The organism is Janthinobacterium sp. GL_088, from assembly GCF_057837845.1.
In genome coordinates, this window is sequence record NZ_CM174453.1 from 5,106,433 (window position 1) to 5,132,261 (window position 25,829).

At 62.3% G+C, this 25,829-nt stretch carries 23 protein-coding genes; 2 read left to right on the plus strand and 21 right to left on the minus strand.

All coding sequences use genetic code 11. The features are described from left to right. Positions 1 to 8 precede the first annotated feature (8 nt). The 3 genes from AC3IQ7_RS22750 to AC3IQ7_RS22760 form a co-directional block, all read right to left on the minus strand. Positions 9 to 1,619 (minus strand): ShlB/FhaC/HecB family hemolysin secretion/activation protein, encoded by a 1,611-nt coding sequence (locus AC3IQ7_RS22750; RefSeq protein ID WP_489207391.1) that lies wholly within the window; start codon positions 1,617 to 1,619, stop codon positions 9 to 11. Positions 1,620 to 1,829: 210 nt separating this feature from the next. Beyond that, on the minus strand, positions 1,830 to 4,085 hold the full coding sequence (locus AC3IQ7_RS22755) for a CHASE2 domain-containing protein (protein WP_489207392.1): 2,256 nt from the start codon (positions 4,083 to 4,085) through the stop codon (positions 1,830 to 1,832). Next, positions 4,082 to 5,704, minus strand: a complete 1,623-nt coding sequence (locus AC3IQ7_RS22760) for a GAF and HD-GYP domain-containing protein (protein WP_489207393.1) — start codon at positions 5,702 to 5,704, stop codon at positions 4,082 to 4,084. The genes AC3IQ7_RS22755 and AC3IQ7_RS22760 overlap by 4 nt, the downstream gene beginning before the upstream one ends. 198 nt (positions 5,705 to 5,902) lie before the next feature. On the opposite strand from AC3IQ7_RS22760, the gene AC3IQ7_RS22765 reads away from it, so the two are divergent. Continuing rightward, entirely contained in the window at positions 5,903 to 6,799 is an 897-nt protein-coding gene (locus tag AC3IQ7_RS22765) for an MBL fold metallo-hydrolase (protein WP_099379154.1), read from the plus strand. Between the two features lie 46 nt (positions 6,800 to 6,845). Here the strand turns inward: AC3IQ7_RS22765 and AC3IQ7_RS22770 are convergent, their stop codons facing one another. From AC3IQ7_RS22770 to rpsF, 7 genes are all read right to left on the minus strand, one after another. Beyond that, the gene (locus tag AC3IQ7_RS22770) at positions 6,846 to 7,856 is read right to left on the minus strand and encodes an inorganic phosphate transporter (protein ID WP_034783457.1); all 1,011 of its coding nucleotides are present in this window, start codon (positions 7,854 to 7,856) and stop codon (positions 6,846 to 6,848) included. Positions 7,857 to 7,898: 42 nt separating this feature from the next. Beyond that, the gene (locus AC3IQ7_RS22775) at positions 7,899 to 8,525 is read right to left on the minus strand and encodes a DUF47 domain-containing protein (protein WP_010400015.1); all 627 of its coding nucleotides are present in this window, start codon (positions 8,523 to 8,525) and stop codon (positions 7,899 to 7,901) included. Between the two features lie 94 nt (positions 8,526 to 8,619). Beyond that, positions 8,620 to 10,005, minus strand: a complete 1,386-nt coding sequence (locus AC3IQ7_RS22780; protein ID WP_034750488.1) for a replicative DNA helicase — start codon at positions 10,003 to 10,005, stop codon at positions 8,620 to 8,622. A gap of 135 nt (positions 10,006 to 10,140) precedes the next feature. Continuing rightward, complete coding sequence (gene rplI / locus AC3IQ7_RS22785; RefSeq protein WP_034783456.1) at positions 10,141 to 10,596, minus strand: 50S ribosomal protein L9; 456 nt, start codon at positions 10,594 to 10,596, stop codon at positions 10,141 to 10,143. A gap of 27 nt (positions 10,597 to 10,623) precedes the next feature. Next, positions 10,624 to 10,914 carry a 30S ribosomal protein S18 gene (gene rpsR / locus AC3IQ7_RS22790; protein WP_010400024.1) on the minus strand — a complete coding sequence of 97 codons (291 nt, stop codon included), beginning with the start codon at positions 10,912 to 10,914 and terminating at the stop codon, positions 10,624 to 10,626. Between the two features lie 25 nt (positions 10,915 to 10,939). Further along, positions 10,940 to 11,239 carry a primosomal replication protein N gene (gene priB, locus AC3IQ7_RS22795; protein ID WP_099379153.1) on the minus strand — a complete coding sequence of 100 codons (300 nt, stop codon included), beginning with the start codon at positions 11,237 to 11,239 and terminating at the stop codon, positions 10,940 to 10,942. Between the two features lie 20 nt (positions 11,240 to 11,259). Further along, positions 11,260 to 11,649 carry a 30S ribosomal protein S6 gene (rpsF, locus tag AC3IQ7_RS22800; RefSeq protein ID WP_034750499.1) on the minus strand — a complete coding sequence of 130 codons (390 nt, stop codon included), beginning with the start codon at positions 11,647 to 11,649 and terminating at the stop codon, positions 11,260 to 11,262. Positions 11,650 to 11,924: 275 nt separating this feature from the next. Here rpsF and lexA point away from each other — a divergent pair, with 275 nt between their 5' ends. Further along, the gene (gene lexA / locus AC3IQ7_RS22805; protein WP_035821024.1) at positions 11,925 to 12,560 is read left to right on the plus strand and encodes a transcriptional repressor LexA; all 636 of its coding nucleotides are present in this window, start codon (positions 11,925 to 11,927) and stop codon (positions 12,558 to 12,560) included. 66 nt (positions 12,561 to 12,626) lie between these two features. On the opposite strand, the gene AC3IQ7_RS22810 is transcribed toward lexA, so the two are convergent. The 11 genes from AC3IQ7_RS22810 to AC3IQ7_RS22860 all read right to left on the minus strand — a co-directional run bounded on the left by AC3IQ7_RS22810 (position 12,627) and on the right by AC3IQ7_RS22860 (position 25,750). Then, positions 12,627 to 13,868 (minus strand): cystathionine gamma-synthase family protein, encoded by a 1,242-nt coding sequence (locus AC3IQ7_RS22810; protein WP_489207394.1) that lies wholly within the window; start codon positions 13,866 to 13,868, stop codon positions 12,627 to 12,629. Positions 13,869 to 13,910: 42 nt separating this feature from the next. After that, positions 13,911 to 15,434 carry an amidophosphoribosyltransferase gene (purF, locus tag AC3IQ7_RS22815; RefSeq protein ID WP_034750508.1) on the minus strand — a complete coding sequence of 508 codons (1,524 nt, stop codon included), beginning with the start codon at positions 15,432 to 15,434 and terminating at the stop codon, positions 13,911 to 13,913. A 45-nt stretch (positions 15,435 to 15,479) separates the two neighbouring features. Beyond that, the gene (locus AC3IQ7_RS22820) at positions 15,480 to 15,968 is read right to left on the minus strand and encodes a CvpA family protein (protein WP_077407525.1); all 489 of its coding nucleotides are present in this window, start codon (positions 15,966 to 15,968) and stop codon (positions 15,480 to 15,482) included. A gap of 20 nt (positions 15,969 to 15,988) precedes the next feature. Then, complete coding sequence (locus tag AC3IQ7_RS22825; protein WP_489207395.1) at positions 15,989 to 16,960, minus strand: SPOR domain-containing protein; 972 nt, start codon at positions 16,958 to 16,960, stop codon at positions 15,989 to 15,991. A 24-nt stretch (positions 16,961 to 16,984) separates the two neighbouring features. Continuing rightward, positions 16,985 to 18,283, minus strand: coding sequence for a bifunctional tetrahydrofolate synthase/dihydrofolate synthase (gene folC, locus AC3IQ7_RS22830; protein WP_099379150.1), 1,299 nt, complete (start codon positions 18,281 to 18,283; stop codon positions 16,985 to 16,987). Positions 18,284 to 18,386: 103 nt separating this feature from the next. Next, positions 18,387 to 19,259, minus strand: coding sequence for an acetyl-CoA carboxylase, carboxyltransferase subunit beta (gene accD / locus AC3IQ7_RS22835; RefSeq protein WP_010400390.1), 873 nt, complete (start codon positions 19,257 to 19,259; stop codon positions 18,387 to 18,389). Positions 19,260 to 19,456: 197 nt separating this feature from the next. Next, positions 19,457 to 20,254 (minus strand): tryptophan synthase subunit alpha, encoded by a 798-nt coding sequence (gene trpA / locus AC3IQ7_RS22840; RefSeq protein ID WP_489207396.1) that lies wholly within the window; start codon positions 20,252 to 20,254, stop codon positions 19,457 to 19,459. Between the two features lie 79 nt (positions 20,255 to 20,333). After that, positions 20,334 to 21,584: a tryptophan synthase subunit beta gene (gene trpB / locus AC3IQ7_RS22845; protein ID WP_099379148.1), complete on the minus strand. Its 1,251-nt coding sequence runs from the start codon at positions 21,582 to 21,584 to the stop codon at positions 20,334 to 20,336. After that, the gene (locus AC3IQ7_RS22850) at positions 21,577 to 22,260 is read right to left on the minus strand and encodes a phosphoribosylanthranilate isomerase (protein WP_322428446.1); all 684 of its coding nucleotides are present in this window, start codon (positions 22,258 to 22,260) and stop codon (positions 21,577 to 21,579) included. The genes trpB and AC3IQ7_RS22850 overlap by 8 nt, the downstream gene beginning before the upstream one ends. 28 nt (positions 22,261 to 22,288) lie before the next feature. Continuing rightward, positions 22,289 to 23,119, minus strand: coding sequence for a tRNA pseudouridine(38-40) synthase TruA (truA, locus tag AC3IQ7_RS22855; RefSeq protein WP_099379146.1), 831 nt, complete (start codon positions 23,117 to 23,119; stop codon positions 22,289 to 22,291). Between the two features lie 150 nt (positions 23,120 to 23,269). Next, entirely contained in the window at positions 23,270 to 25,750 is a 2,481-nt protein-coding gene (locus tag AC3IQ7_RS22860; protein WP_489207397.1) for a motility hub landmark protein FimV, read from the minus strand. Between the last annotated feature and the right edge of the window lie 79 nt (positions 25,751 to 25,829).

Consider the following 25,829-nt stretch of genomic DNA (forward strand, 5'->3'; position numbering starts at 1 on the left):
TCCTGATGCTAGTAGGCCAAGGCGAGGCGGAAATGCAGGCGGTTGGCGCCCCGCTGTCCCGTGTCGCCGCCATTGACGACATGGGCGTAATCGAGTTGCAGATTGGCATAGCGGCTCAGCAGTAAACGCAGGCCGAGGCCGCCGCTGCTGATCCCTTGCGACGCGCTTTCGCCAGGCAGCGCATGGTTGCGGCGCAGCCATGCCGTGTCATAGAAAGCCAGCGCGCGGCATTGGTAGCCGAGTGCCTGGCCGCACCAGTTCGGCGTGTACAGTTCCAGGTTCAGGTTGATGCCCGAATCGTTCGATACCTCGCGCTCGGCAAAGCCGCGCACGGACGCTGCGCCGCCGGCACCGAACTGCTCGCCCGGCACCAGCGCATCCGGCGTGACTTGCGCATTGACGAGCGCGCGCCATTGCCAGTCGCCGGCCAGCACGCGCCCCGAGCTGGCGCTCAGGCGCAAGGTGTTGTAGGCCGCCTTGGCGTGCGCGCGCACCCGGTCAAAATCGGCTTGCGCGCCATGCTTGCCGCCAGGGATATTGTGCGCGAACGTGACCGCCACGCTGGTCTCGCCCGTGGGCAAGGTCCAGTTGCCAATGTAGCTGACGCTGAGCGGGTGCACGGTGACGTCGGCGCCCAGCTCCATGCCGAACAGCTGCACGCTGTTGCGGTAAGCCTTGTAGTCGACGCCGTACACGAGCTTGGGCTCGAAATCGCCGCTGCGGGGAAAGTTCTGGTTGTAGCGGATGCCGGCCATGCTGCCCTGGCCGCTGACGGCCAGGTCGAAAATGCCGGCCGAGACGCTGCCCGAATCGACGTTCGAATAGCTGGCGAAAAAATCCATCGAGTCGCCCAGCGCATACAACGGCAAGTGGTAGCCGGCGCCATACACGCCCACCTTGTCCGGCTTTTCCAGGCTGCTCGTGTATTGCAGGCTGGCTACATGATCGAGGCCGAACAGATTGGCATGCTGCAGCACCACGCCGACGTGCGTCTTGCCCGTTTGCGCATTGCCCGTATTGTCCACGTTGAGCATGGCTTTCCACGGCTTTTCATCGGCCACCGTGACGATGGCGTCGATGGCGCCGGCCGGCTCGTCGGCCTGCAGGCGCACTTCGATCTTGCGCGCGGGGTTTTCATTGGCCAGCTTCAGGCTTTGCGACAAGGCCGGCAAGTTCGGCGTCTCGCCTTCGCGCAAGGACGGCAAGGCGCGCCGCACGTTGGCCTCGTCGACGTAGGCGTTGCCACTGATGGCGAACTTGCCCAGCGGCGTTTGCAGCACGCTCAGGCGCACCACGCCATGCTCCAGTTCCTGTTCGGGCAGTTGCACCTGCACGGCGCTGTAACCGCGCTCGCGGTAGGCCGCTTCCAGCGCCTCGACGGCACGCGCGATGTCGGAAAAATCGCGCTGCGCTCCTGTAAAAGGCGCCAGCAGGGTTTGCACCTGCGCTGACGTGAGCAGGGTATTGCCCTGGACGTCGAAGCGGCGGATCTCGAAGCGCGGCACGCCGTCTTCCTGCGCGGCAGGAGCAGCTTCATCCATGGAAACGGCAGCGCCGGCGGCGCCGACGGCGAACAGCAGCGCGGAACCCGCAAGCAGGTGCACCAAACGATATGTCATGTGAAGGATTTCTTGTGTAACCGGACAAGCGCGCGGCCCGCAGGCGCCTGCATGTCCGGCAATGGATTGAAGACAAATTTTAGACGGCTTTTAGTTTCCAGTCAGAAATTTCTAACATTTCTCCGCGATTTTCATCGCAGCGCAACAAACCATGCGCGCAGCATGATAAAAATGCCGCAATCGCTTGCATTTTCTGATGCGCTGACAGTCTTACTTGCTGTGTAATTCCGTCACGCCATCCCAGTCGGCAGGCGGTGGCGCGTTGCGGTACTGTTCCAGGCGCGCCGCGTACAGCCGGTACAAGCCGTCGTCAGGAAACTCCGCCTGCAAACGGGCCAGCTGCGCGCCGGCCGCCACCCAGTCGCGCGCGCGCAGACGGGCCAGCACCGCGTGCCAGCGCTCGAGCTGCGCCAGTTCGGCGGCAGCGGCACCGGCCAGCAGGCAGCGCGGCTCGAAGATGGCCACCGCTTCCTGCTTGCCCAGCACGCGTATGCGATCGAGTTCTCGGTACAGGAAATCCGGGGCGGCGGCGCGCGTGGCCTCGCCCACCACGATACCCACGCCATACAGCTTGCTGGCGCCTTCCAGGCGCGCGGCCAGGTTGACGCTGTCGCCCATGACCGTATAGGCGCGGCGGATGCGCGAGCCCATGTCGCCCACATGCATGGGTCCCGTATTGAGGCCGATGCCGATGCGCAGCACCGGCCAGCCGCGCGCGCAGAACTGCTGATTCAGCCGCGCCGCGCTGCCCTGCATCAGCAGGGCGCTGGCCACGGCACGGCTGGCGTGATCGCCAAAGGCGACGGGCGCGCCCCAGAACGCCATCACGGCGTCGCCGATGTATTTGTCCAGGGTGCCGCCATGGCTGTCACGGATATCTTCCGACATCGCCGTCAGGTAGGTATTGATGTATTCGCGCAGCGCGGCCGGCGCCAGCTGCTCGGAAATGGCCGTGAAACCGCGCACGTCGGCAAACAGCACCGTCAGTTCGCGGTTCTCGCCCTCCATCGTGTAGCGCTGCGGATCGTCGGCCATCTCGGCCACCAGTTCGGGCGCCACGTATTCGCCGAAGCGCGCCACCAGTGCGCGTCCCTTGCGCACCTCGAAAAAGTAGCCCCACGCCAGGTTGGCGATGAACAGCGCAAGGATCAGCAACAGCAGCACGGCACCGCCCAGCACCAGGTCGTGCGCGGCGTACAGGTACAGGTTGATGCCGATGGCGGCCGCCAGCGCACCCACGGTGGCCAGCATCACGCCGGCCGGCGGCAGCACGGCCAAGGCGCCCGCCAGCAACAGGCCAAACAGCACGATCTGCACCAGTTCCAATGCCAGCGCATAGTCGGGCCGCGCCTTGAAGCGCCCGTCGAGCATGGACTTGATCAGGTTGGCGTGCACCTCCACCCCCGGATATTCGGCATTCACGGGCGTGGCGCGGATATCGTTCAAGCCGGGCGCCGTGGTGCCCACCAGCACGAGGGCGCCCTTCAGCAGCGCGGGCGGCACCGTGCCGGCCAGCACGTCGGACGCCGACACATAGCGGAAGGCGCCGCCATCGGGGCCGCCCTCGCCGCGGTACTGCACCGTGGTGGTCAAGGCTTCGCCCACGGGGATCGCCAGCGCGCCGCGCGGCGTAAACAGCATGATGTGTTCGAGGCCGCCATTGGCCAGTTCGCGCGCCGACAGGGTATCGGCCGTGCCCGTGAAACGGGGGGCGATGGCGCGCGTCTGCAGGTAGACGGCCACGGTGGCCAGCGACAGCGAAGGGTAATAGCCGTCGCCGATGCGCTGCAACAGGGTCGAGGAACGCACGACGCCGTCGGCATCGGTCAGCGCCGTGAAGATGCCGGCGCCTTGCGCGGCCGCCTGCAGGGGCGCGATATTGGCTTCGTAGCCGCGCGCCACGTAAGCCGTCACCATGCGGCCATTCAGGTCGGCGACGGTGAAGGCGGGCTTGGGCAGCACGCCCTTCCTTTGCTGCTCCGACACGCTGTAGCCGAGCACCACGGGCTGGCCGCGCATGGCTTCGGCGAAGAGGCCATCGTAATCCATGGCCGGGCGCAGTTTTTCCAGCTGCGCCGGCAAGCCCACCACGCCCGCCAGTTCGCCGCGCGCCAGACCTTGCAGCACGGCATAGCCGGAACTGGTGTCCGCTTCGGGGAAGGCAATGTCAAAGCCCAGTGCGGCCACGCCGTAATGGCCGGTGAGCTGACGCACCAGGCGCGCCTGGATGTCGCGGCTCCAGGGAAAACGGCCCACCCGGGCCAGGCTTTGCTCGTCGATGTCGACGATGACGATGCGGCGGTCGAGCTGCGGCGTCTCGGCACGCATGCGCCAGTCGCCCAGCATGGCGTCGAGGCGGGCAATATTCTCATTCCCGGCCAGGCACAGGACGGCCGCGCCCACGCTCAGGAGCACGCCCAGCAAGCAGCGCGCCCCGTGCTTGCGCCAGGCCGGCGACAGCTTCAAGGGGTATAGCCCGGAATGGCCGCCTCGTCGACAGCATCGATCTGGCTCGGATGCATGTGCTTTTCAGCGAAGGTCAGATAGACTTTGCTGCGGATGAAAACGTCGAACAGCTCCGGGTCGATATGCCCGTTCAGGCTGAAATTGCCGAGGATGCGCAGCGATTCCGACAGCGACTTGCCCTTCTTGTACGGCCGGTCGCGCGCCGTCAGCGCCTCGAAAATGTCGGCGATGGCCATCAGCCGCGCCGGCACCGACATCTGCTCTTTCGTCAGCCCGCGCGGATAGCCCTTGCCATCCATGCGCTCGTGGTGGCCGCCCGCATATTCCGGCACCTTTTGCAGGTGCTTGGGCCACGGCAGCGCTTCGAGCATGCGGATCGACACGCTGATATGGTTGTTGACGATGGCCCGCTCGGCAGCCGTCAGGGTGCCGGCGCGGATGGTCAGGTTTTCCGTCTCGTCGGCGTCGAGGAAATCGCGCAGCTCGCCGTCCGCCGCGCGCCAGCGGCGCCTGGCGATCTGCCGCACTCTTTCCTGGTCCGCCTGCGCCATGCTTTCGCCGCCGACGTTCACCGTGCGGATGAAGTCGCGCTCTTCGCGCAGCGCCGTTTGCTCCTGTTCCAGCTCGCGGGCGATGGCGTCTGTTTGCTGCGGCTGCGCCGCCTGCTGGCGCAAGGCCGCAATCTCGGCGTCGCGCAGCAGCACTTCGTAGCGCGTATCGATCAGGGCGATGCGGTCAAAGATCGTTTCCAGCTTGGTGGCCTTGTCGACCACGTGCACGGGCGTGGTGATCTTGCCGCAATCGTGCAGCAGCCCGGCCAGCCACAGCTGCTTGCGCTCGTTGTCGCTGAGCCGGAAATCGGCCAGCGGTCCGCTGTCCGTCGCATGCGCGGCGTCGGCCAGCAGCATCGTCAGCTCGGGCACGAACTGGCAGTGCCGTCCCGTGTAGGGCGACTTTTCATCGATGCCGATATTGATCAGGGTGACCAGGGACTCGAGCAGCTCTTCCAGCTGCGAAATGAGCAATTGATTCGTCAGCGCCACGCCCGCCTGCGCGGCCAGCGCCTCGATGAAGCGCTGGTCGGTCGAGGAAAAGGCGCGCACCTGGCCCGTCTCGCCATCCTTGGCATTGACCAGTTGCAGCACGCCGATCAGGTCGCCCTCGTGGTCGCTCATGGGCACCGTCAGGATCGATTGCGTGTGGTAGCCGTGGTGGCGGTCAAACTCGCGCATGCCGGAAAAATTGAAGCCCTCGTCGCGGTAGACGTCGGCGATATTCACGCTGCGGCGCAGGTTCGCCGCATACGCGGCCACCGATGCCAGGTTCGGCTGGCCGGCAGCGTCGAAAAGGGGCACGCCCGGCAAGCCCATGTCGGCGCCCTGCGCGATGCCCAGGCTATCGTTGACGCTGATGTCGAACGCCAGCTGACGGCCCTCGGCCACGGGCCGGTACAGGGTCGCGCCATCGGCGCCGCTCATGCTTTTTGCCAGCAGCACGATGCGCTGCAACAAGGCGCCGATATCGTGTCCCTCGCCGCCCAGGCCATGGCCGAGCGCGACACTGAGTTCGGTCAATTGCTCCAGTCTGTGGGCGATTTTCTCAGGGTGCAACTGAGGCATGTTGGCGGCAATCAGGTAATGGGCAAGCAAAAAAGGGGAAGTCGGCAAGCGCCAGTGTAACGGCCCCCCTGCGCACTGTACATTACTTAGTTACAACAAAATGAAATAACTTGCCGTATCGCAACACGCATAAATGTTGCCGCCAATCTTATTAATTAGAATAGAATCAACAATAATTACACCGTAACAAGGTACTGAATGAAATTCACGTTCAGGGGCGTGCGCGGCTCCATCCCCTCTCCCGGCCCGCGCACGGCGCGCTATGGCGGCAACACCACGTGCATCGAAGTACGCACCGACAACGATAGCCTGATCATCCTCGATGCGGGCAGCGGCATCTTTTCGCTGGCACAGCAACTGCCGCCGGGCGAGCCCGTCGACGCGCACGTCTTCATTACGCACAGCCACTGGGACCACATCCACGGCCTGCCCATGTTTTCGCCCCTGTTCGTGGCCGGCAACCGCATGCGCCTGCACGGCGCCCACGATGCGGCCGCCGGACGCGGCATCGAACACGTGATGGCGGTGCAGCTGCAAAGCAGCTATTTCCCCGTCAGCGAAGCGGCCATGGCGGCCAGCATCGAGTACCGCACCCTGGCGCCAGGCGAAGCCGTCGAAGTGGGCGGCGCGCGCGTGTGCGGCGCGGAAATGAACCACCCGGTCGTCAACCTCGGCTACCGCATCGACTGCGGCGGCACCGCGCTGTTTTTCAGCGGCGACCATGAACCGTTCTACAACCTGCATCCGCCCGGCCACGCCGAGCATGCGGCCTGCGCGGCGCGCAATGCGCAGCGCCAGGCCGGCATCGATGCGGTCGTCGCCGGCGTCGACGCTCTGATCATGGATTGCTCGTACACGCGCGAGGAATACCCGGGCAAGCAGGGCTGGGGCCACGGCACCTTCGACGCCGCCTTCGACCTGGCCCTGCGCTGCGGCGCGCGGCGCCTGTACTGCACCCACCACGAACCGACCCGCAGCGACGAGCAGCTCGAAGCCGTGTTTGCCGACGTAATGGGCCGCTATGCGAGCCGCCTGGCCGGACTGCAGGTGTTCCTTGCCTACGAGGGACTGACGGTGGAACTGGCCGGTGCATAAAAAAAGGGAGCCGCAAGGCTCCCTTTTTACTGGCGTTGGCTATCCATCACATGATGTGGTGGCCAATCCACCACGCGACTGCTGCCACGAAAGCGGAGGCAGGAATCGTGAAGATCCAGGCCCAGACGATATTGCCCGCCACACCCCAGCGCACGGCCGACATTTTTTGCGACGAGCCGACGCCGACGATGGCGCCAGTGATGGTGTGCGTGGTCGACACGGGAATGCCCAGCGCCGTCGAGACGAACAGGGTGATCGCGCCGCCCGTTTCGGCGCAGAAGCCGCCCACCGGTTTGAGCTTGGTGATCTTCTGGCCCATGGTCTTGACGATGCGCCAGCCACCGAACAGGGTACCGAAGCTGATGGCCGTGTAGCACGAAATGATGACCCACATCGGCGGCATGGCATCGGCCGCGCTGGAATAACCGGCGGCGATCAGCAGCATCCAGATGATGCCGATGGTTTTTTGCGCATCGTTGCCGCCGTGGCCCAGGCTGTAGGCCGCCGCCGATACCAGTTGCAAACGGCGGAACCACTTGTCGACCTTGCGCGGCGTCGAACGCACGAATATCCACGACACCAGCAGCATCATGATCGAGCCGAAGACAAAGCCCAGTACCGGTGCGATGACGATGAAGGCCACGGTTTTCCACAGGCCGGCCGCGACCAGCGCGCCCGTGCCGGACTTCGCGACAGCGGCGCCTACCAAGCCGCCGATCAGCGCGTGCGAGGACGACGAGGGAATGCCGTAGTACCAGGTAAACAAATTCCAGAAGATGGCGCCCATCAGCGCGCCGAAGATCACGTACTGGTCGATCACAGCCGGATCGATGGTTCCCTTTCCCACCGTGGCGGCCACGGTCAGCTGGTGGAACACGAAGATGGCGACGAAGTTGAACGTGGCGGCCATGGCAACCGCGGTTTGCGGTTTCAATACGCCCGTCGAGACCACCGTGGCGATCGCGTTGGCGGCATCGTGGAAGCCGTTCATGAAGTCAAACAGCAGCGCGAGGACGATCAACAGGCCTAGCACGTAGATGCTGATTTGTATGGTCATTGTAGTTTCTTTTCTGATTCTGGTTCAGGACAGGCCCAACGCTTACGCGTTTTCGACGATGATGCCTTCGATAATATTGGACACATCTTCGCAACGGTCGGTCACGGTTTCCAGAATTTCGTAGATCGCTTTCAGCTTGATCAGGTTGCGCACGTCCGGCTCATCGCGGAACAGCTTGGACATGGCGGCGCGCATCACGTGGTCGGCGTCCGATTCCAGGCGGTCGATCTCTTCGCAAATGGCGACGATCTTGCGCGAGTTGTCCATGTTGTGCAGCATGGCGACGGCGTCGCGCACTTTTTCGGTACAGGCCAGCACCAGTTCGGCCAGGCGCTTGGCTTCCGGCGTGACGGCTTTCAGGTCGTACAGCGAGACGGTTTGCGCCGCATCTTCCAGCAGGTCGAGGATGTCGTCCTGACGCGTGATCAGCTGATGGATGTCGTCGCGGTCGATCGGCGTGATGAAGGTCTTGTGCAGCATTTCCACGGTGGCGTAGGTGACTTTGTCCGCCTGTTTCTCGATGCTTTCGATCGCATGCACGCGGTTTTCCAGGTCGTCGAAATTGGTCATCAGGCCGAGCATCTCTTTGGCGCCCTTGACGCACAGTTCCGCGTGCTGGTTAAACAATTCAAAAAACTTGCCCTCAGTGGGCATCAAGCGTCCAAACATGTCATTCTCCGTTAAGCATTGAGTCGTGTTATTTACTACAGAAAGCCGCCCCGTTATCGGGGGCGGCCGATGGAATTGCCAGTGCTGCTGAGTCTTAGTCGCCTTGGTAAAGCGCCAGGCCACCACTGTAATTGCCAAATTTGGTGTACTGCCCCATGAAGGTAAGGCGGATGCTGCCGATTGGACCGTTACGTTGTTTACCGATGATGATTTCGGCCGTTCCCTTGTCTGGCGAGTCGGGGTTATACACCTCGTCACGGTAAATGAACAGGATCACGTCCGCATCCTGCTCAATAGCGCCCGATTCGCGCAAGTCGGACATGACGGGACGTTTGTTCGGGCGTTGCTCCAGCGAGCGGTTCAGCTGGGACAGCGCGATCACGGGGCAACCGAGTTCTTTCGCCAGGCCTTTCAAGCCCCGTGAAATCTCGGAAATCTCCGTGGCGCGATTGTCGCCCGGCGTATTGGCCGACATCAGCTGCAAGTAATCGACGATGATCAGGCCCAGCTTGCCGCATTGACGCGACAAACGGCGCGAGCGGGCGCGCAATTCGATGGAATTGAGCGCCGGCGTTTCATCGATGTACAACTGCGCGTCGTTCATCTTCTGGATCGCATTCGTCAGGCGCGGCCAGTCTTCGTCGTTCAGGCGGCCCGTGCGCAGGCGGTGCTGGTCGAGCTGTCCGACGGAGCCGAGCATACGCATGGCCAGCTGGGCGCCACCCATCTCCATCGAGAACACGGCCACGGGCAAGCCGCTGTCGATGGCCACGTTTTCGCCGATGTTGACGGAAAACGCCGTCTTGCCCATCGAAGGACGGCCCGCCACGATCACCAGGTCGCCCGGCTGCAGACCGGAGGTCATGCGGTCGAGGTCGATGAAACCGGTGGGCACGCCCGTGATTTCACTCTGGTTGTCGCGGCTGTACAGTTCGTCGATGCGCTCGACCACCTGCGTCAGCAGGGGCTGGATGGCGGTCCAGCCCTGGGCGCCGCGCGCGCCTTCTTCCGCGATGGCGAAAATCTTCGATTCGGCCTCGTCAAGCATTTGCTTGACTTCCTTGCCTTGCGGGCTGAAGGCCGTGCCGGAGATATCGTCGGCGACGGTGATGAGTTTGCGCAGCACGCCGCGGTCGCGCACGATCTCGGCGTAACGCCGGATGTTCGCGGCCGATGGCGTGTTTTGCGCCATGGCGTTCAGGTAAGCGAGTCCGCCCACATCATCGGCCTTGCCGAGCTGGGTCAGGGTTTCAAAAACAGTAATGACATCGGCGGGCTTGGAAGCGTTAACCATCTTGACGATTTGCTCGAAGATGATGCGATGGTCATAGCGATAGAAATCCTCCGCATGCATGAAGTCGGCGATGCGGTCATATGCGGCATTGTCGCGCAGCAGACCACCGATAACGGATTGTTCTGCTTCGATCGAATGCGGCGGAATACGGAGGGAATCCAGTTGCGGATCAGAGGGGGCGTTCATGGCGCGAATTATACCCGCTTCGGCGTGCTGGCAAAAATAAAGGGCTGAAATTGAGCGAAAAAAAGGCCACAAAAAAGCCGGGCGAACCCGGCTTTTCATAGTGCGGCAATGCCTGCGGGCCAGGCCCGCAGACGATTACGCGTTCGCGTCTGGAACGACAGCGATAACAACTTCCACAACCACGTCGGTGTGCAGAGCAACCGAAACGTTGTGCTCGCCAACGATCTTCAGCGGGCCGGTAGGCATGCGGATTTGTGCTTTTTCAACAGCAAAACCTTGCTTGGTCAGCGCTTCAGCGATGTCGAAGTTGGTGACGGAACCGAACAGACGGCCATCAACACCAGCTTTTTGAGCAACTTGAACGGTCAGACCGCTCAGTTTTTCGCCCTGGGCTTGCGATGCGGCCAGTTTGGCAGCAGCAGCTTTTTCCAGTTCGGCGCGCTTGACTTCGAATTCAGCCACAGCGGTTGCCGTAGCACGACGTGCCAGGCGTTGCGGGATCAGGAAGTTACGTGCGTAACCGTCTTTGACTTTGACGACTTCGCCGAGGTTACCGACGTTAACAACTTTTTCTAACAGAATGATTTGCATAGTTCTTCTCCAGGAATATCTGACCGATTAAGCGTGGTGCAGATCGGTGTATGGCAGCAGCGCGAGGAAGCGAGCGCGCTTGATTGCGGTGTCAACTTGGCGCTGGTAGTGCGCTTTGGTACCGGTCAGGCGTGCTGGCATGATCTTGCCGTTTTCTTGGACGAAGTCTTTCAGCGTGTCGACGTCTTTGTAGTCGACTTGCTCAACGTGAGCTGCGGTGAAGCGGCAGAACTTCTTGCGTTTGAACAACGGGTTTTGCTGTTTGCGTTTTTCTTTAAGCTTGAGCTTATTTTTGTCGAACTTTTTACCGAATGCCATGTCAGGCTCCTGTATCTAAAATGCGCTAGTCAAAATTGACTGCACTAAAATCAATGATGTGAAACACCAAACTCTTGCTGTTGCGGCTCTTCCTGGCCAGGAAACCCGTGAACTGATATACCCCGCCCAAGCTTGCCTGACTGAACCGGCCTGAGATTTCGCCAGCGGCTAGCGCGGCAACATCAAACTCGGTCAAACGGGCAATCCCTGCTTCCATCTGCTGCGAACTGTGTTGCAATACTGCATTCACAATCGGCAGCCCTGCCGGGGTATAGCGCAATATTTCGCGCTCGGCAATGATGGCGGTGACTTGTAGCTGGTTCAGCGCACGATCCTGGTCAAGAATTAAGCTGCTGCTGCGGCTGGAGCGGCTGCTGGTGCTTCGGTGCGGTGGCTTTTGGCCGCGTCTTCGCGTTGTACCGATTTCATCATCGGCGAAGGAGCTGTTTCAGCTTTCTTCATTTTAACGGTCAGGTGACGCAACACGGCATCATTGAATTTGAATGCTGTTTCCAACTCGACCAGGGTCTCGTTGTCGCATTCGATGTTCAGGCAGATGTAGTGTGCTTTAGGCAGCTTTTGGATCGAGTAAGCCATTTGACGGCGGCCCCAATCTTCCACGCGGTGAACCGAACCGCCGCGGGTGGTTACGCTGGCTTTGTAGCGTTCGATCATCGCGGGCACTTGCTCGCTTTGGTCCGGATGGACGATAAAGACTATTTCATAATGACGCATGCAAACTCCTTCAGGTCGGATTGATAATCGCCCACCCCGGCGTCAAGACGGGTGTGGGAAGGTCAGCCGAAGATTATAACCGCCTTTTGCAAACGTTTCAATCATTCCTTCCACCAGCACCCGAAAAGCCCGTGCGCCAGCGTGCTTTCGGCCCATGGGCAAGTATTTCTTGCAAAATTCGCCGAAAACACGGAAATCCCCTTGCATAGTGGGCGATACTGTACAAAAATACAGACTGTTCATATAGACAGCATTTTAGTATGCACCCACCGCTCATGATCAAGCTGACAGCACGACAAGAACAAATCCTGAACCTGATCAAGGACGCGATTGAAAACACGGGCTTTCCTCCCACCCGTGCGGAAATCGCCAATGAACTGGGTTTCAAATCGGCCAATGCGGCCGAAGAGCATTTGCAGGCCCTGGCCCGCAAGGGCGCGATCGAGATTTCGCCCGGCACCTCGCGCGGCATCCGCCTGATCGGCGCGGCCGCCGAAGCGGCGCCGTCGAAAGTGCCGGCGGCCCTGCTGATGTCGCTGCCCCTGATCGGCCGGGTGGCTGCAGGCTCGCCCATCCTGGCGCAGGAAAACCTGGAAGCGAGCTATAACGTCGACCCGGCCCTGTTTTCGGCCAAGCCCGACTTCCTGCTGAAGGTGCGCGGCTGGTCCATGCGCGACGCCGGCATCATGGATGGCGATTTGCTGGCCGTGAAAAAAGTCGACAGCGCCAAGAACGGGCAGATCGTCGTCGCCCGCATCGGCGACGAAGTCACCGTCAAGCGCTACAAGAAGACGGGCTCCGTCATCGAACTGCTGCCGGAAAACCCCGACTTCAAGGTGATCACCGTGTCGCCGGAAGACGAGTTTGCGCTGGAAGGCCTCGCCGTCGGACTGATGCGCAGCTGGCATTAAGCTTTCAGCGTAAAAAAAGGGCCGCGACAGCATGACTGTCGCGGCCCTTTTTACATGCGCGGCTGCTTATGCATCCAGGGCGTTACTGAAATCTTCCAATAAGTCTGCTTCATCTTCGATACCCACCGACACGCGTATCAGCGATTCGGCGATGCCCATGCTGGCGCGGCGCTCGGCGCCCATCTCGTAGAAAATCGTATGGGCGACGGGAATCACCAAGGTGCGCGTGTCGCCGAGGTTGCTCGCTGGAATAGCAAGATTGAGACGATTGAGGAAATCGAAGCAGTCGATGCCATCTTTCAGCTCAAAGCTGAACAGCGAGCCATAGCTGCGGAACAAATCCGTCGCCAGCGCGTGCTGCGGGTGCGACGCCAAGCCCGGGTAATGCACGGCCGCTACGCGCGGATCGGCGGCAAGCATGGTGGCCAGCGCCAGGGCGTTCGAGCAGGTGCGATCCATGCGCAAGGCCATGGTTTCCGCGCCGACGGCGATGTGGTGCGCCGCTTCCGGGCCCAGCGAGGCGCCGAAATCGCGCAAGGCCTTCGCGCGGATTTGCGCAATGCCCCATTGTGCCGGTGCCGCCTTTTTATAATTCTCAAAGATGTTCGGATACAGCGTCCAGTCGAACACGCCCGTGTCCGTCAAGCTGCCGCCCAGCGCATTGCCGTGACCGCCAATCGATTTCGTCAGCGCATTGACGACCAGGCCCGCGCCCACCGCTTTCGGACGGAACAGGTATGGCGTCGTCATGGTGTTGTCGACGATGTACAAAATACCCTTCTCACGGCACAAGTCACCGATCTTTGCCAGGTCGGCGATCTGCGTGCGCGGATTGGCGATGGTTTCGACAAACACGATGCGCGTGGACGGCGTGATGGCGGCCGCCACGTTGGCCACGTCGGTGGCGTCGACGAAGGACACGGCGATGCCCTGCCCCGTCACCGTTTGCCACAGGCTGTTGGTGTTGCCGAACAAAAAGGCCGACGACACGACGTGATCACCGGCGCGCAGCAAGGATTGCACCACGGCGCCGATGGCGCCCATGCCGGTGGCGAAGCACAGGGTCGCCACGCCGTCCTCCATCTTGTTGACCTTGTCTTCCAGCGCGGAGACGGTCGGATTGCCCTGGCGGCCGTAGCGGAAACCCGGCTCCTTGCCCTGGAACACGGAAGCGAGCTGGCGCGCATCGGCGTAACCAAAAGCAACGGAAGTGTGCACGGGCTTGTGCAGGGAGCCGTGCTCGATGCCCTTGCGGCGGTCGTTATGCAGGATGGTGGTGGTAAAGCCGTAGTTTTTTTTATCGTTCATGATCGCAAAGAAAAAAAAGCCCGGCATCGGCCGGGCAGGTACTTATGCTTCTGTCGTCGCCAGGTTCAGGTTCAGCTGGGAACGCGGCGTATCTTCGGGCGCTGCCGCCTTCGGATGGTGGCGTGCATACTCCAGGCGATCCAGGTATTCCTGCGACACGTCGCCCGTCACGTAGACGCCATCGAAGCACGATGCTTCGAAGTTGGTCAGGGCCGGATTGACGTCGGCGATCGCCTGCTTCAGCGCGCCGATATCCTGGTAGACCAGGTAATCGGCCGTGATTTCGCGGCACACTTCTTCCGTCGTGCGACCATAGGCGATCAGTTCGTCGCGCGTCGGCATGTCGATGCCGTACACGTTCGGGTAAATCACCGGAGGCGCGGCCGAGGCGAAGATGACCTTCGTCGCGCCCGCTTCGCGCGCCATCTGCACGATTTCACGGCTGGTGGTGCCGCGCACGATGGAATCGTCGACCAGCAGCACCACTTTATCCTTGAACTCGGACGGGATGGCGTTGAGCTTCTGGCGCACGGATTTCTTGCGCGCCGCCTGGCCCGGCATGATGAAGGTGCGGCCGATGTAGCGGTTCTTGATGAAGCCTTCGCGGTACTCGATGTTCAGCGCCATGGCCAGCTGGATGGCGGCCGGACGCGAGGAATCGGGAATCGGCATGACCACGTCGATATGCACGCCTGGCAATTCGGCACGGATCTTCTCGGCCAGGTACTCGCCCATTTTCAGACGCGTGGCGTACACGGAGGCGCCGTCGATGACGGAGTCGGGACGGGCCAGGTAGACGAATTCGAACACGCACGGGTTCAGGCTGGCATTGTCGGCGCATTGAGCGCTGTGCAATTTCTTATCGGCATCGATAAACACGGCTTCGCCGGGACCGATGTCGCGCACGAAGCGGAAGCCCATGCCTTCCAGTGCCACGGATTCGGAAGCGATCAGGTATTCGGGACCTTGCTCCGTTTCATTGATGCCCAGGCACAGCGGACGGATGCCGTGCGGGTCGCGGAAGGCCAGCAAGCCCACGCCGGCGATTTGCGCGACCGCAGCGTAGCCACCCTTGACGCGGCGGTTCAGCACGGTAACGGCCTTGAAGATGGCTTCCGGATCGAGGTTCAGACCCGTCGTCGCTTCCTGGATTTCATGCGCCAGCACGTTGAGCAGCACTTCCGAATCGGAATCGGTGTTGATGTGGCGGCGGTCGTTCTTGAACATTTCCAGCTTCAACTGTTCCCAGTTGGTCAGGTTGCCATTGTGCGCCAGGGTGATGCCGAACGGCGCATTCACATAGAACGGTTGTGCTTCCTCTTCGCTCGACGAACCGGCTGTCGGGTAGCGGCAATGGCCGATGCCCGTCGTGCCTTGCAGCGAACGCATGTTGCGCGTACGGAAGACGTCACGCACGAGGCCATTGGCTTTGTGCATGGAAAACATACTGCTGTGATTGGTCGCAATCCCTGCCGCGTCCTGACCGCGATGTTGCAGGAGCAACAATGCATCATAGAGCAATTGATTGACAGGTTGATGGGAAACGACGCCGACGATGCCACACATGGTGTGCTCCTAAACTGTGCTACTGATTTTAAAAAAATTCAAAATTCAAAATTTCACATGCTGCGCGTAAGCGGCAGGCAGATAAGGCTTGATGGCGCGCGCGCCCTGCTCCGCGAGCGGGCTGAGCTGCGCGTTTTTCCAGAAGGGCTGCTGCGGTATGGACGTCATGCCACACAAGATGACGGCGGTCAGCACGATCACAAGGCCCCGCGCCACGCCGAACAGGCTCCCCAGGGTGCGGTCGGCCAGGCTCAGGCCCGTCACCTTGACCAGCGCGTCGACCGTCATGGACAGCAATCCCATCAAAATGCGCACACCGATGAACAGCACCACGAAGGCCAGCAGCAGGCGGATGGCCTCGCCCGGCACGGCTTCCGGCAGGAATTTCGCCAGGGTGGCGCCATAGGCGTTGGCAATGACGAAAGCCACGATCCAGCTGACCAATGACAGTATTTCCTTGACCAGGCCGCGCATCATGCTGATCAGCACGGACGTCACCAGCACGAACAGCACCAGGTAATCGAAGATCGTCACGCGCGTTCAGCCTTGCAACATCACGCCGGTACCAGGCTGCCGCCCAGGCCCAGCTTCTGCAGCTTGGCGCGGGTCTTTTCGGCATCTTCGCGACTGCCGAACGGGCCAACTCTTACACGGATGCGCTCGCCCGCCGGGCTGGAGACTTTCTGCGTGTACGACTTGATGCCTGCTTCGCGCAGCTTGTCCTGCAATTCGTCAACCTTGTCCTGCGTTGCCAGGGCCGCCACCTGCACCACGAACTTGCCGCTGCCGGCGTCGTGAGCCTTGTCTTGTGCTTTCTCTTGCGGCTTGCCTTCCAGGATAGCCAGCGCACGCGCGGCATCGTCGGCCGATTGCGCCGGCTTGGCAGGCTTAGTCTCGGGCTTCGCTTCCGGTTTTACCTCATGCTTGGGCTCGGGCTTTGGCTCGTGTTTCGGCTCAGGCTTGGGTTCGTGCTTGGCTTCCGGCTTCGGCTCCACCTTGACAGGCTTGGGCTCAGGCTTGGGCTCGGGCTTCGGTTCCACATAGGCAGGCTTGACCGGTGCAGGCTGGGCGGCGGCCAGCACGGGTGCTGGCGTCGGCGTCGGCTTGGCCGCAGGCGGCAGCGGCGCGTCGACAATTTCCTCGGACTGGTCCAGACCATTCGATGCGGCCTGGGCCGGAACAGCAGGCACGGGCGCAGGCGCAGGCGCCACAGCCTTTTCCTTCGACGGAATGTCGATGGCGATATCGTTGAAGGGCGCCTTCGGCTCGGAATCGAGCAGCATCGGCAAGCCGACAGCCACGCCCAGGGCCAGGGCAATGGCCCCGACCAGGCGGCGGCGTGCGCGTTTTTTTTCAGGCAAGACCGGATCCGGCGCTTCCTTGCCGCCACGGCGCGATCCGCCACCACCGGAGGTGTTGGCTGCGCGCTTGCGGGTCGGCGACTGTGCTTCGCCAGGGACATAAAAGCCGCTGTCTTCGCCAGAGGATTCTTGCTTGTTTTTAAACAGTTTCGAGAACAAGCCCATGCGTGATTTTCAGTCGAGTGCGTTTCAGTGAAGTGAGGATTTTCGGGCCTTCATCACGCCGGCAACGGTGAGGAAAGAACCAAAGACCACAATTCTATCATTCTCACCGGCCCGGCTCATTGCATTTGCAAAAGCTTGTGCCGGATCATCGAAAATAGACACAGTATGTTCGCTGCTGTCAGGCTTGTCTTCCAGCATGATCTGTACCTTGGCGGCCAGCTCGGAAGCCGTGGCCGCGCGCGGCGAAGGCAGGCCCGTCAGGCACCAGTGGTCGACATGTTCGCTCATCGCGGCCAATACGCCATCGATATCCTTGTCCAGCATGGAGCCGAACACGGCATAGGTGTACGGGTGGAAACCCATATTGCCCAGGTTCTGGTTCAGCGCCGAGGCCGCGTGGGGGTTGTGCGCCACGTCGAGGATCACGCTGGGTCGGCCAGGCAAGACCTGGAAGCGGCCCGGCAGTTCCACCGTCACCAGGCCCGTGCGCACTTCCTGCGCACCCACGGGCAGTTTCAGCTTCAGCACTTCCAGCGCGGCCAGCACGGCCGTCGCATTCAGGATCTGGTTGGCGCCGCGCAAGCTCGGGTAAGCCAGCGAATTGCGGCGCTGCTCGCGCCCGCCGTAGTTCCACTGCTGCTTGTCGCCCGAATAATTGAAATCGCGGCCCATCAGCCACAGGTCGGCGCCGATGGCGGTCGCATGGTCGATCAGCGACTGCGGCGGCACGGGGTCGCTGCAGATGGCCGCCTTGCCCGGACGGAAGATACCGGCCTTTTCAAAGCCGATCGCTTCGCGCGTGTCGCCCAGGTAATCCGTGTGGTCGATATCGACGCTGGTGACGATGGCCACGTCGGCGTCGATCACGTTGACCGCGTCCAGACGCCCGCCCAGGCCCACTTCCAGGATGGCCACGTCCAGCTTGGCCTGCGACAGCAGGTGCAAAATCGCCAGGGTGGTGAATTCGAAATACGTCAGCGGCGTGTCGCCACGCACGGCTTCAACAGAGTTGAAGCTGGCGACGAGTTGTTCGTCGCTGGCCATCTCGCCCAACACACGGGCGCGCTCGTTAAAATCGAGAAAGTGCGGTTTGATGTACAGCCCCACTTTGTAGCCGGCACGCAACAGCACGGATTCCAGCATGGCGCAGGTGGAACCCTTGCCATTCGTGCCCGCCACCATGATCACGGGGCAGGTAAAAGCCAGTTGCATGCGCGCCTTGACGGCTTGCACGCGGTCCAGGCCCATGTTGATCTGGGTTTCCGAATGGCGGGTTTCCAGCATGGCGAGCCAGTCCGGCAAGGTGGTGGGGAGGTTGTGCATGGGAGACTTCTTGATGAGGAGACAGTGCGCGCGGCGCGCAGACGGTGTAGCGTGGCAACCGGGCGTGTCCTGCGGACGCCGCCCGGCCTGTTACGTTGGCGGATTACGCCAAGACTTCGACAGCCTGGTTTTGCAACAAGGCCAGCAGACGAGCGATTTCTTCGCGCATCTTGCGGCGGTCGACGATCATGTCGACGGCGCCCTTGGTGACGAGGAACTCGGCGCGCTGGAAGCCTTCCGGCAGTTTTTCGCGCACGGTGTTTTCAATCACGCGCGGGCCGGCAAAGCCGATCAGCGCTTTCGGCTCGGCGATGACCACGTCGCCCATGAAGGCGAACGAGGCGGACACGCCGCCCATGGTCGGGTCGGTCAGCACGCTGATGAATGGCAATTTCTTTTCCGACAGCTTGGTCAGCATGGCCGTGGTCTTGGCCATCTGCATCAGCGACAGCAAGCCTTCCTGCATGCGCGCGCCACCGGTGGCGGTGATGCAAATGAACGGCACTTTCTGTTCCAGCGCGATCTGCGCGCCGCGCACGAAGCGCTCGCCCACGACGGAGCCCATGGAGCCGCCCATGAATTCGAATTCGAAGCACGCCACGACCACCGGCAGGCTCATGATGGCGCCGCCCATGACGACCATCGCATCCGTCTCGCCCGTCGCTTCCATGGCGGACTTCAGGCGGTCCGGGTATTTCTTGCTGTCCTTGAATTTCAAGGTGTCGACAGGCAGGATTTCCTGGCCGATTTCATAGCGGCCGCCCGCGTCGAGCAGGCTGTCGAGGCGTTCACGCGCGCGGATGCGCATGTGGTGGTCGCATTTCGGGCACACGTGCAAATTCGATTCCAGGTCCGTACGGTACAGCACGGCTTCGCACGACGGGCACTTGACCCACAGGCCTTCCGGCATGGTCTTGCGCGCGGCGGCGTCCGAACGCTGGATGCGCGGTGGCAGCAGTTTTTCCAACCAACTCATATTTTCTCCTTGGGCCCTTGTAGGGGTAGCGTCGGTGGACGCCCCCGGCAGACGGTAAACGGCAACGCCCCGCAGGGCGCCACCAAAAATTTTATCTATTGCACAATAACAGGCAAATCAGTGGCCGAAGTGTAGCCGTTTATCGCCGGGCTGTCGAACTTTGCCGCCACCCGAGCTTGCGTAAACAACAAGCTTGCTCACGCATCCAGTGCGGCGCGGATGCCTGCCGTAAAGCTGCGCACGGCGTCGACGGCGCCACCTTCCGGGGCATTTTCTATCTCCTGGATGATGCGGCTGCCGATCACGACGGCATCGGCCACCTTGGCCACGGCCTTGGCCGTGGCGCCATCGCGGATGCCGAAGCCCACGCCGATAGGCAATTTTACATGCTGGCGGATGGCCGCGAGGCGCTCTGCCACCTGTTCCGTATCAATGTTGCCGGCGCCCGTGACGCCTTTCAGCGACACATAATAGCTGAAGCCGCCGCCAACCTTGGCCACTTGCGCGATGCGCTCTTCGGTCGAGGTGGGCGCCAGCAGGAAGATCAGGTCGAGGCCTGCTGCGCGCATGGCGGCCGCGAATTCCTCGCACTCCTCCGGCGGATAGTCGACGACGATGGCGCCATCCGCGCCGGCCGCTTGCGCTGCATCAATAAAAGCGGCGCTGCCGATGCGCTCGATCGGGTTGGCATAGCCCATCAGCACCACGGGCGTCGTCTGGTTCGTTTCACGGAACTGGCGCACATAGCCGAACACGTCATGGATGCCGACATTGAATTTCAAGGCCCGTTCGCAGGCGCGCTGGATGACGGGGCCTTCGGCCATGGGGTCGGAAAACGGCACGCCGAGTTCCAGTATGTCGGCACCGCCCTCGACGAGCGCGTGCATCAGGGGCACGGTGGCGTCAGGGCCGGGGTCGCCGGCGGTAATGAACGTGACCAGGCCGGTCTTGTTGTTGGATTTTAAATTGGCAAAGGTGGTGGCGATACGGGACATGGGATGCTTTCGTGTTATCGGTGAGAAATGTCGGGTTACGCGCTCGCGCCAACCCGACCTGCTTGGAATTGTCAGTTGCTTAACTGAAATTCAATCCCATGCGCTCCGCCACCGTATGCATGTCCTTGTCGCCACGGCCCGACAGGTTGGCCAGCACGATCTGGTCTTTCGGCAAGGTGGCCGCCAGCTTGGCCGCGTAGGCCAGTGCGTGCGACGATTCCAGGGCCGGGATGATGCCTTCGATATGGCAGCAGTCGTGGAAGGCCTGCAATGCCTCGTCATCCGTGATGGACACATACTGCGCGCGGCCCGAATCTTTCAGCCACGCGTGTTCCGGGCCCACGCCCGGATAGTCGAGACCGGCCGAGACGGAATGCGTCTCGATGATCTGGCCATTTTCATCCTGCAGCAGATAGGTGCGATTGCCGTGCAGCACGCCCGGGAAACCGGCCGTCAGCGACGCCGAGTGCTTGCCCGTGTCCAATCCTTCGCCGGCCGCTTCCACGCCGATCAATTTCACATCCTTCTGGTCGATGTACGGGTAAAAAATGCCCATGGCGTTCGAGCCGCCACCGATGCAGGCCAGCACGTAGTCGGGCTGGCGGCCCGTCATTTCCGGCATCTGCACCAGGCATTCCTCGCCGATCACGGACTGGAAGTCGCGCACCATCATCGGATACGGATGGGGGCCGGCCACGGTGCCGATGATGTAAAAGGTGTTTTCGATATTCGTGACCCAGTCGCGCATGGCTTCGTTCAGCGCATCCTTGAGGGTCTTGGAACCGGATTCGACAGGCACGACGGTCGCGCCCAGCAGTTTCATGCGGTACACGTTCTGCGCCTGGCGCTTGACGTCTTCGCTGCCCATGTAGACCACGCATTCGAGACCGAAGCGGGCGCAGATGGTGGCCGTGGCCACGCCGTGCTGGCCGGCGCCCGTCTCGGCGATGATGCGCGGCTTGCCCATGCGCTTGGCCAGCAGGGCCTGGCCGATGACGTTATTGATCTTGTGCGCGCCCGTGTGGTTCAAGTCTTCGCGCTTGAAATAGATTTGCGCGCCGCCGGCCATTTCGGACCAGCGCTTGGCGTGGTAGATCGGCGAGGGACGGCCGACGAAGTGTTTCAGCTCGTAGCGGAATTCTTCGAGGAATTCCGGATCGACGCTGTAGCGGGCGTAGGCATCCTTCAGCTCGGCCAGTGCGTGGGTGAGCGTTTCGGCAACGAAGGAGCCGCCGTACGGGCCGAAGTGGCCACGCAGGTCGGGAAACGGGTAATCGGTGGCGTGGAACAATGCGGCGGCTGCGCCGGGCGCTGTGGTACGGTCATTCATGGTTGTTTCCTCTGGCAATGATGGCATCAGCATCCTGCACCGCGGCGATAAACGCGCGGACACGGGACGCGTCCTTGATGCCCTTGGACGCTTCGACACCACTGCTGATGTCGACGGCGTAAGGGCGCACGCGCACCACTGCGTCAGTCGCGTTTTGTACGCTCAAGCCACCACTTAAAACGACCCGAGGCGCGAGTTCTTTTGGAATGAGGGACCAATCAAATACCTTTCCTGCACCGCCATAGGCATCCACATAGGTATCGAGCAAGAGACTCGAAAACAAGGGACTGGCGGCGCGATAGCGCTGTTCGTATTCTAGCAAATCTTCAAAGGAGGTGTCGGGTTTGACGCGGAACACTTGCGTAAACGGCGTATTCACGGCGCCAGCGAGCGCGGCGCTATGTTCCGGCGTCTCGTCGCCATGAAATTGCAGCAGGGATAAAGGCGCCACGGCCTTCGTTGCCCGCACCTCTTCCACCGTGGCGTTGACGAACAGGCCCACCGTCGTCACGTAGGGCGGCACGGCGGCGATCAGGGCAGCTGCCTGTTCGGGCGTGACGTAGCGGGGACTTTTCGGATAGAACACGAAGCCGATGGCGTCGGCGCCGGCCGCCACGACGGCCTGGATGTCTTCAACGCGGGTCAGGCCGCAAATCTTGATGCGTGTGCGAGGCATGGCAATCCTTTACTTGATTTGATGCAGATCAAAACCAGGGCAAAGCGCTGCTGCTGTCCTGCGGCAATGCCCATTTCGGATCGTAATCGATCTGTGCCAGGTACAGGCCGTCCGGCATGAAGGTGGGCGCGGCCGCGTGGCGGTCCTTGCTTTCCAGCAGATGCCCCAGCCATTCCGGCTTTTCCCGTCCCGTGCCGATGTAGACGAGCGAACCGACGAGGTTGCGCACCATGTGGTGCAGGAAGGCATTGGCCGTAATGGTAAAGATGACGCAATCGCCGCGCCGCTCGATGCGGATGTCATGCATGAGCTTGACAGGCGATTTGGCCTGGCATTGCGCGGCGCGGAAGGCCGTGAAATCGTGCCAGCCCAGCAGCGGCTGCACGGCTTGCCGCATCAGTTCCACGTCCAGCGGCCGGAAAAAGAAGCCGGCACGCCCTTCTACCAGCGGCGAACGGGTAGCGTTGTTGTACAACACATAATGATAGGTGCGCGCGCGGGCGCTGAAACGGGCGTGGAAGAAGTCATTGACCGTCGGATCACCTTCGAGTTCCTTGGCCCAGCGCACGGCGATGGATTTCGGCAGGAAGGCGTTGACGCCGCGCACCCACGAATGCACGTCACGGTTCAGGTCCGTATCGAAATGCACGACTTGCTCGAGCGCATGCACGCCCGTATCCGTGCGGCCGGCGCAAGTGGTGGCCAGGCGCACGCGGGCGAACTGCTCCAGCGCATTTTCCAGCTGGTCCTGCACCGTTTGCCCGTCTTCCTGCTTCTGGTATCCGTGCCAGGCCGTGCCGTCGTACTGCAGGCCGAGGACGATACGCTTGAATGGCGTTGCTGTCGTAATATTTTGCATCGAAGCATTATACCGGCGCAGCAGCCCCGGTGCGCCGTATCGCCCTAAGCGAGCGAGACGGCGTTCAGGGCAAGGCGCACGGTCGAAGACAGTACGAATAGTACGGCGAGACCGTGCAACGCAGCCATGGACGTCGTATCGACGCTTAGCTTAGCTGAGCAAAGCGCGCATGGTATTCGCCTTCTTCACCTGCTCTTCGCTGCCACCCTTGATGACCTCATCGATCAGCTCGCGCGCGCCTTCCTTGTCGCCGATTTCCTGGTAAGCGATTGCCAGGTCCAGCTTGGTATCCATTTCCATGTGGATGGCCGACAGCGGGTCGTCCACGCCCACGCTGGCCGTCTTGCCGTCGTTCAGGTCCAGGTCGATGCCGGACAGGTCGAATTCCTGTGCCGGCGGTATGGCTTCCGGCAAGGTGGCGGGCGTTTGCGCATCTTCAAACAGGCTGTCGAGCGAAGGCTCGGCCGCCGCCACCGGCGCGGCAGCGGCTGCCACCGGTTCGTCGAGGTCAAAATGGGCCAGATCGACATCCTTCAACGGATCAGGCAACGGCGTCAAGCCGGCGCCCACGCCATTCACGGGGCCGGCTGGCGGCTCCAGGTCCAGGCCGAAATCCATGCTGGCGTCATACTGCGCATCGTGCGCGGCGGAGACCGGCTTGCTGTCCGGCCCCGGCATGACGATCGGATCGCTGGTGGAGACGGGCTCGAAATCGAGGCTGTCGAGGTCAAAGTCGAGCGGATCGCGGGCCGCCACGGCGGATAGCGGCTCGGCTGGCGCCAGGTCAGCCAGCGGCGCTGACGGCTCGTCAGGCAAATCCATGCTCTGGCCGTGCAAGTCGTCGCCGGCAGCCTTGCTCAGGCTGACAACGGCGTCGTCTTCCGTATCGCCATACAGGGGGTTGGTGGGATCGAGCGCCAGACCCAGCGCGGCCGCCTGCGGCCACTCTTCGCCCTGGCCACGCGTCAGGCTGTACAGCTCGCTGGCCTGGTCGTCAAACGCGCGCACGTCGTTGCGGGCCGAATAGATTTCCAGCAACTTCAAACGGGCGGCATGGCGCTCCGGATGGATGCGCAAGGCTTCCTTGAGGATATCTTCCGCCTGGCCATCGCGGCCGTAGGCGATATACACGTCCGCTTCGGCGACCGGGTCCGTTTCATTCGCGTCGAGCATGCTGGCGCCCGCTGCGGCGGCCACTCCGGCAGCGGCCGCACCCGTGCCGAACAGGTGGTTGCTCGCTTCGGACTGCTGGTCTTCCGGCGCCAGGCCGGTCGTCGGCGGCGCCACTGGCGCTTCCGGCTCCAGCACGGGAGCGATAGCTTCGGCGGGCGGCGGCGTCTCCTTGCGGCGGCGCGCGATCACCAGCGCGGCCACGGCGGCCAGCAGCGCGGCCAGGCCGATGCCGATGGCGCCCAGGTGGTCGTTGATCTTGTCGGCAAAGGTCGGTTCCAGCGGCGATGGTTTTTTCACCAGCGGCACCGGTTTCGCCTTCGGCACGGGTGGCAGGGCTTCGGCCGGTGCGCTGGCAACGGCGCTGGCAGGCGCGCTAACCGATGCGCTGGCAGCGGCCTCGGCCGGCTTGGCAGGTGCCGGCGCGCTCTTGTCGGCCATGGCCTTGCTCTTGACCGCCATCAGCTTTTCCAGGTCGCTGACGTTCTTTTCCAGCTCCTTGACGCGGGCAGCCGCTTCATCGACCTGTTTCGCCTTGGCGATCTTGTCTTCTTCGCTGGCGACGGCGCTCTTGCCGGCCGACTTGGCCGCCGGCTCCGCCTTCGACAGCTTCAGCTTGTCTTGCGATTCGCTCACGGCCGTCGGTTTTTCCTGCACCTTCGTCGGGCCGATCTTGCCGGCCGTGCTTTGCGTCGCTTGCGCGGCCTTGGCTGGCTTGCTTTGCGACACCTGGCCGGCCAGTTTGTTGCGGTAGGCGTCGAAATCGATGGCGTGCGCCGTCACGATGCCCTTCGCTTCGGCCGCGCCGGTGGCGCGCACGGTGTCCGCACCCGGCACGGCCAGGATGCGCCCGGCCTGCATGCGGTTCATGTTCTCGCCCTTGAAGGCGTCGGGATTGGCGCGGTACAGGGCGACGAGCATCATGTCGAGCGAGACGCCAGATGGTTTCAGTTCGCTGGCGATGCGGCTCAGGGTGTCGCCCGCCTTGACCTTGTATTCACCTGCCGCCTTTTTCGCGGCCGGCGGCGCAGTCTCGGCAGCGGCAGAGGCGGCGGCCGGCTTGGCCTTGCCCGGCTCGACTGGCGCTGTCACTTGCGCGCCGCGCGTCTGGCGCGCTTCCGGCGTGTCGAGCACGAATGCATACTCGCGCACCTGGCGGCCGCTCTTGCTGCTCAGTTCCAGCAGCAGGTCGACCATGGGCTCGGCTACCGGTTGCGCCGAACTGATGCGGATGAAGGACTTGCCGTTGCGGTTTTCCACGGCAAACGTCAGCGCATTCAGGGCAGGATTGAATTCCACGTTGGCTTGGCGGTAGGCGTCAGGCGGCGCCAGCTTGGCCAGCAGGCTGGTCGCCTCGCCTGGCTTGACGGCCGATAATTCGACCTCGGCGCGCAGCGGCTGGCCGGCGGCGGACAGCACCGTGATCTTGCCCAGCTCGGCTGCGGATACCGCCGGTGACAATAACACCGCACAGGCGACAGCGCTGCTGAGTGTTTGAATGGCAAGGGAGGCGACCCGGGGACGAGTGTGTACAGGCATA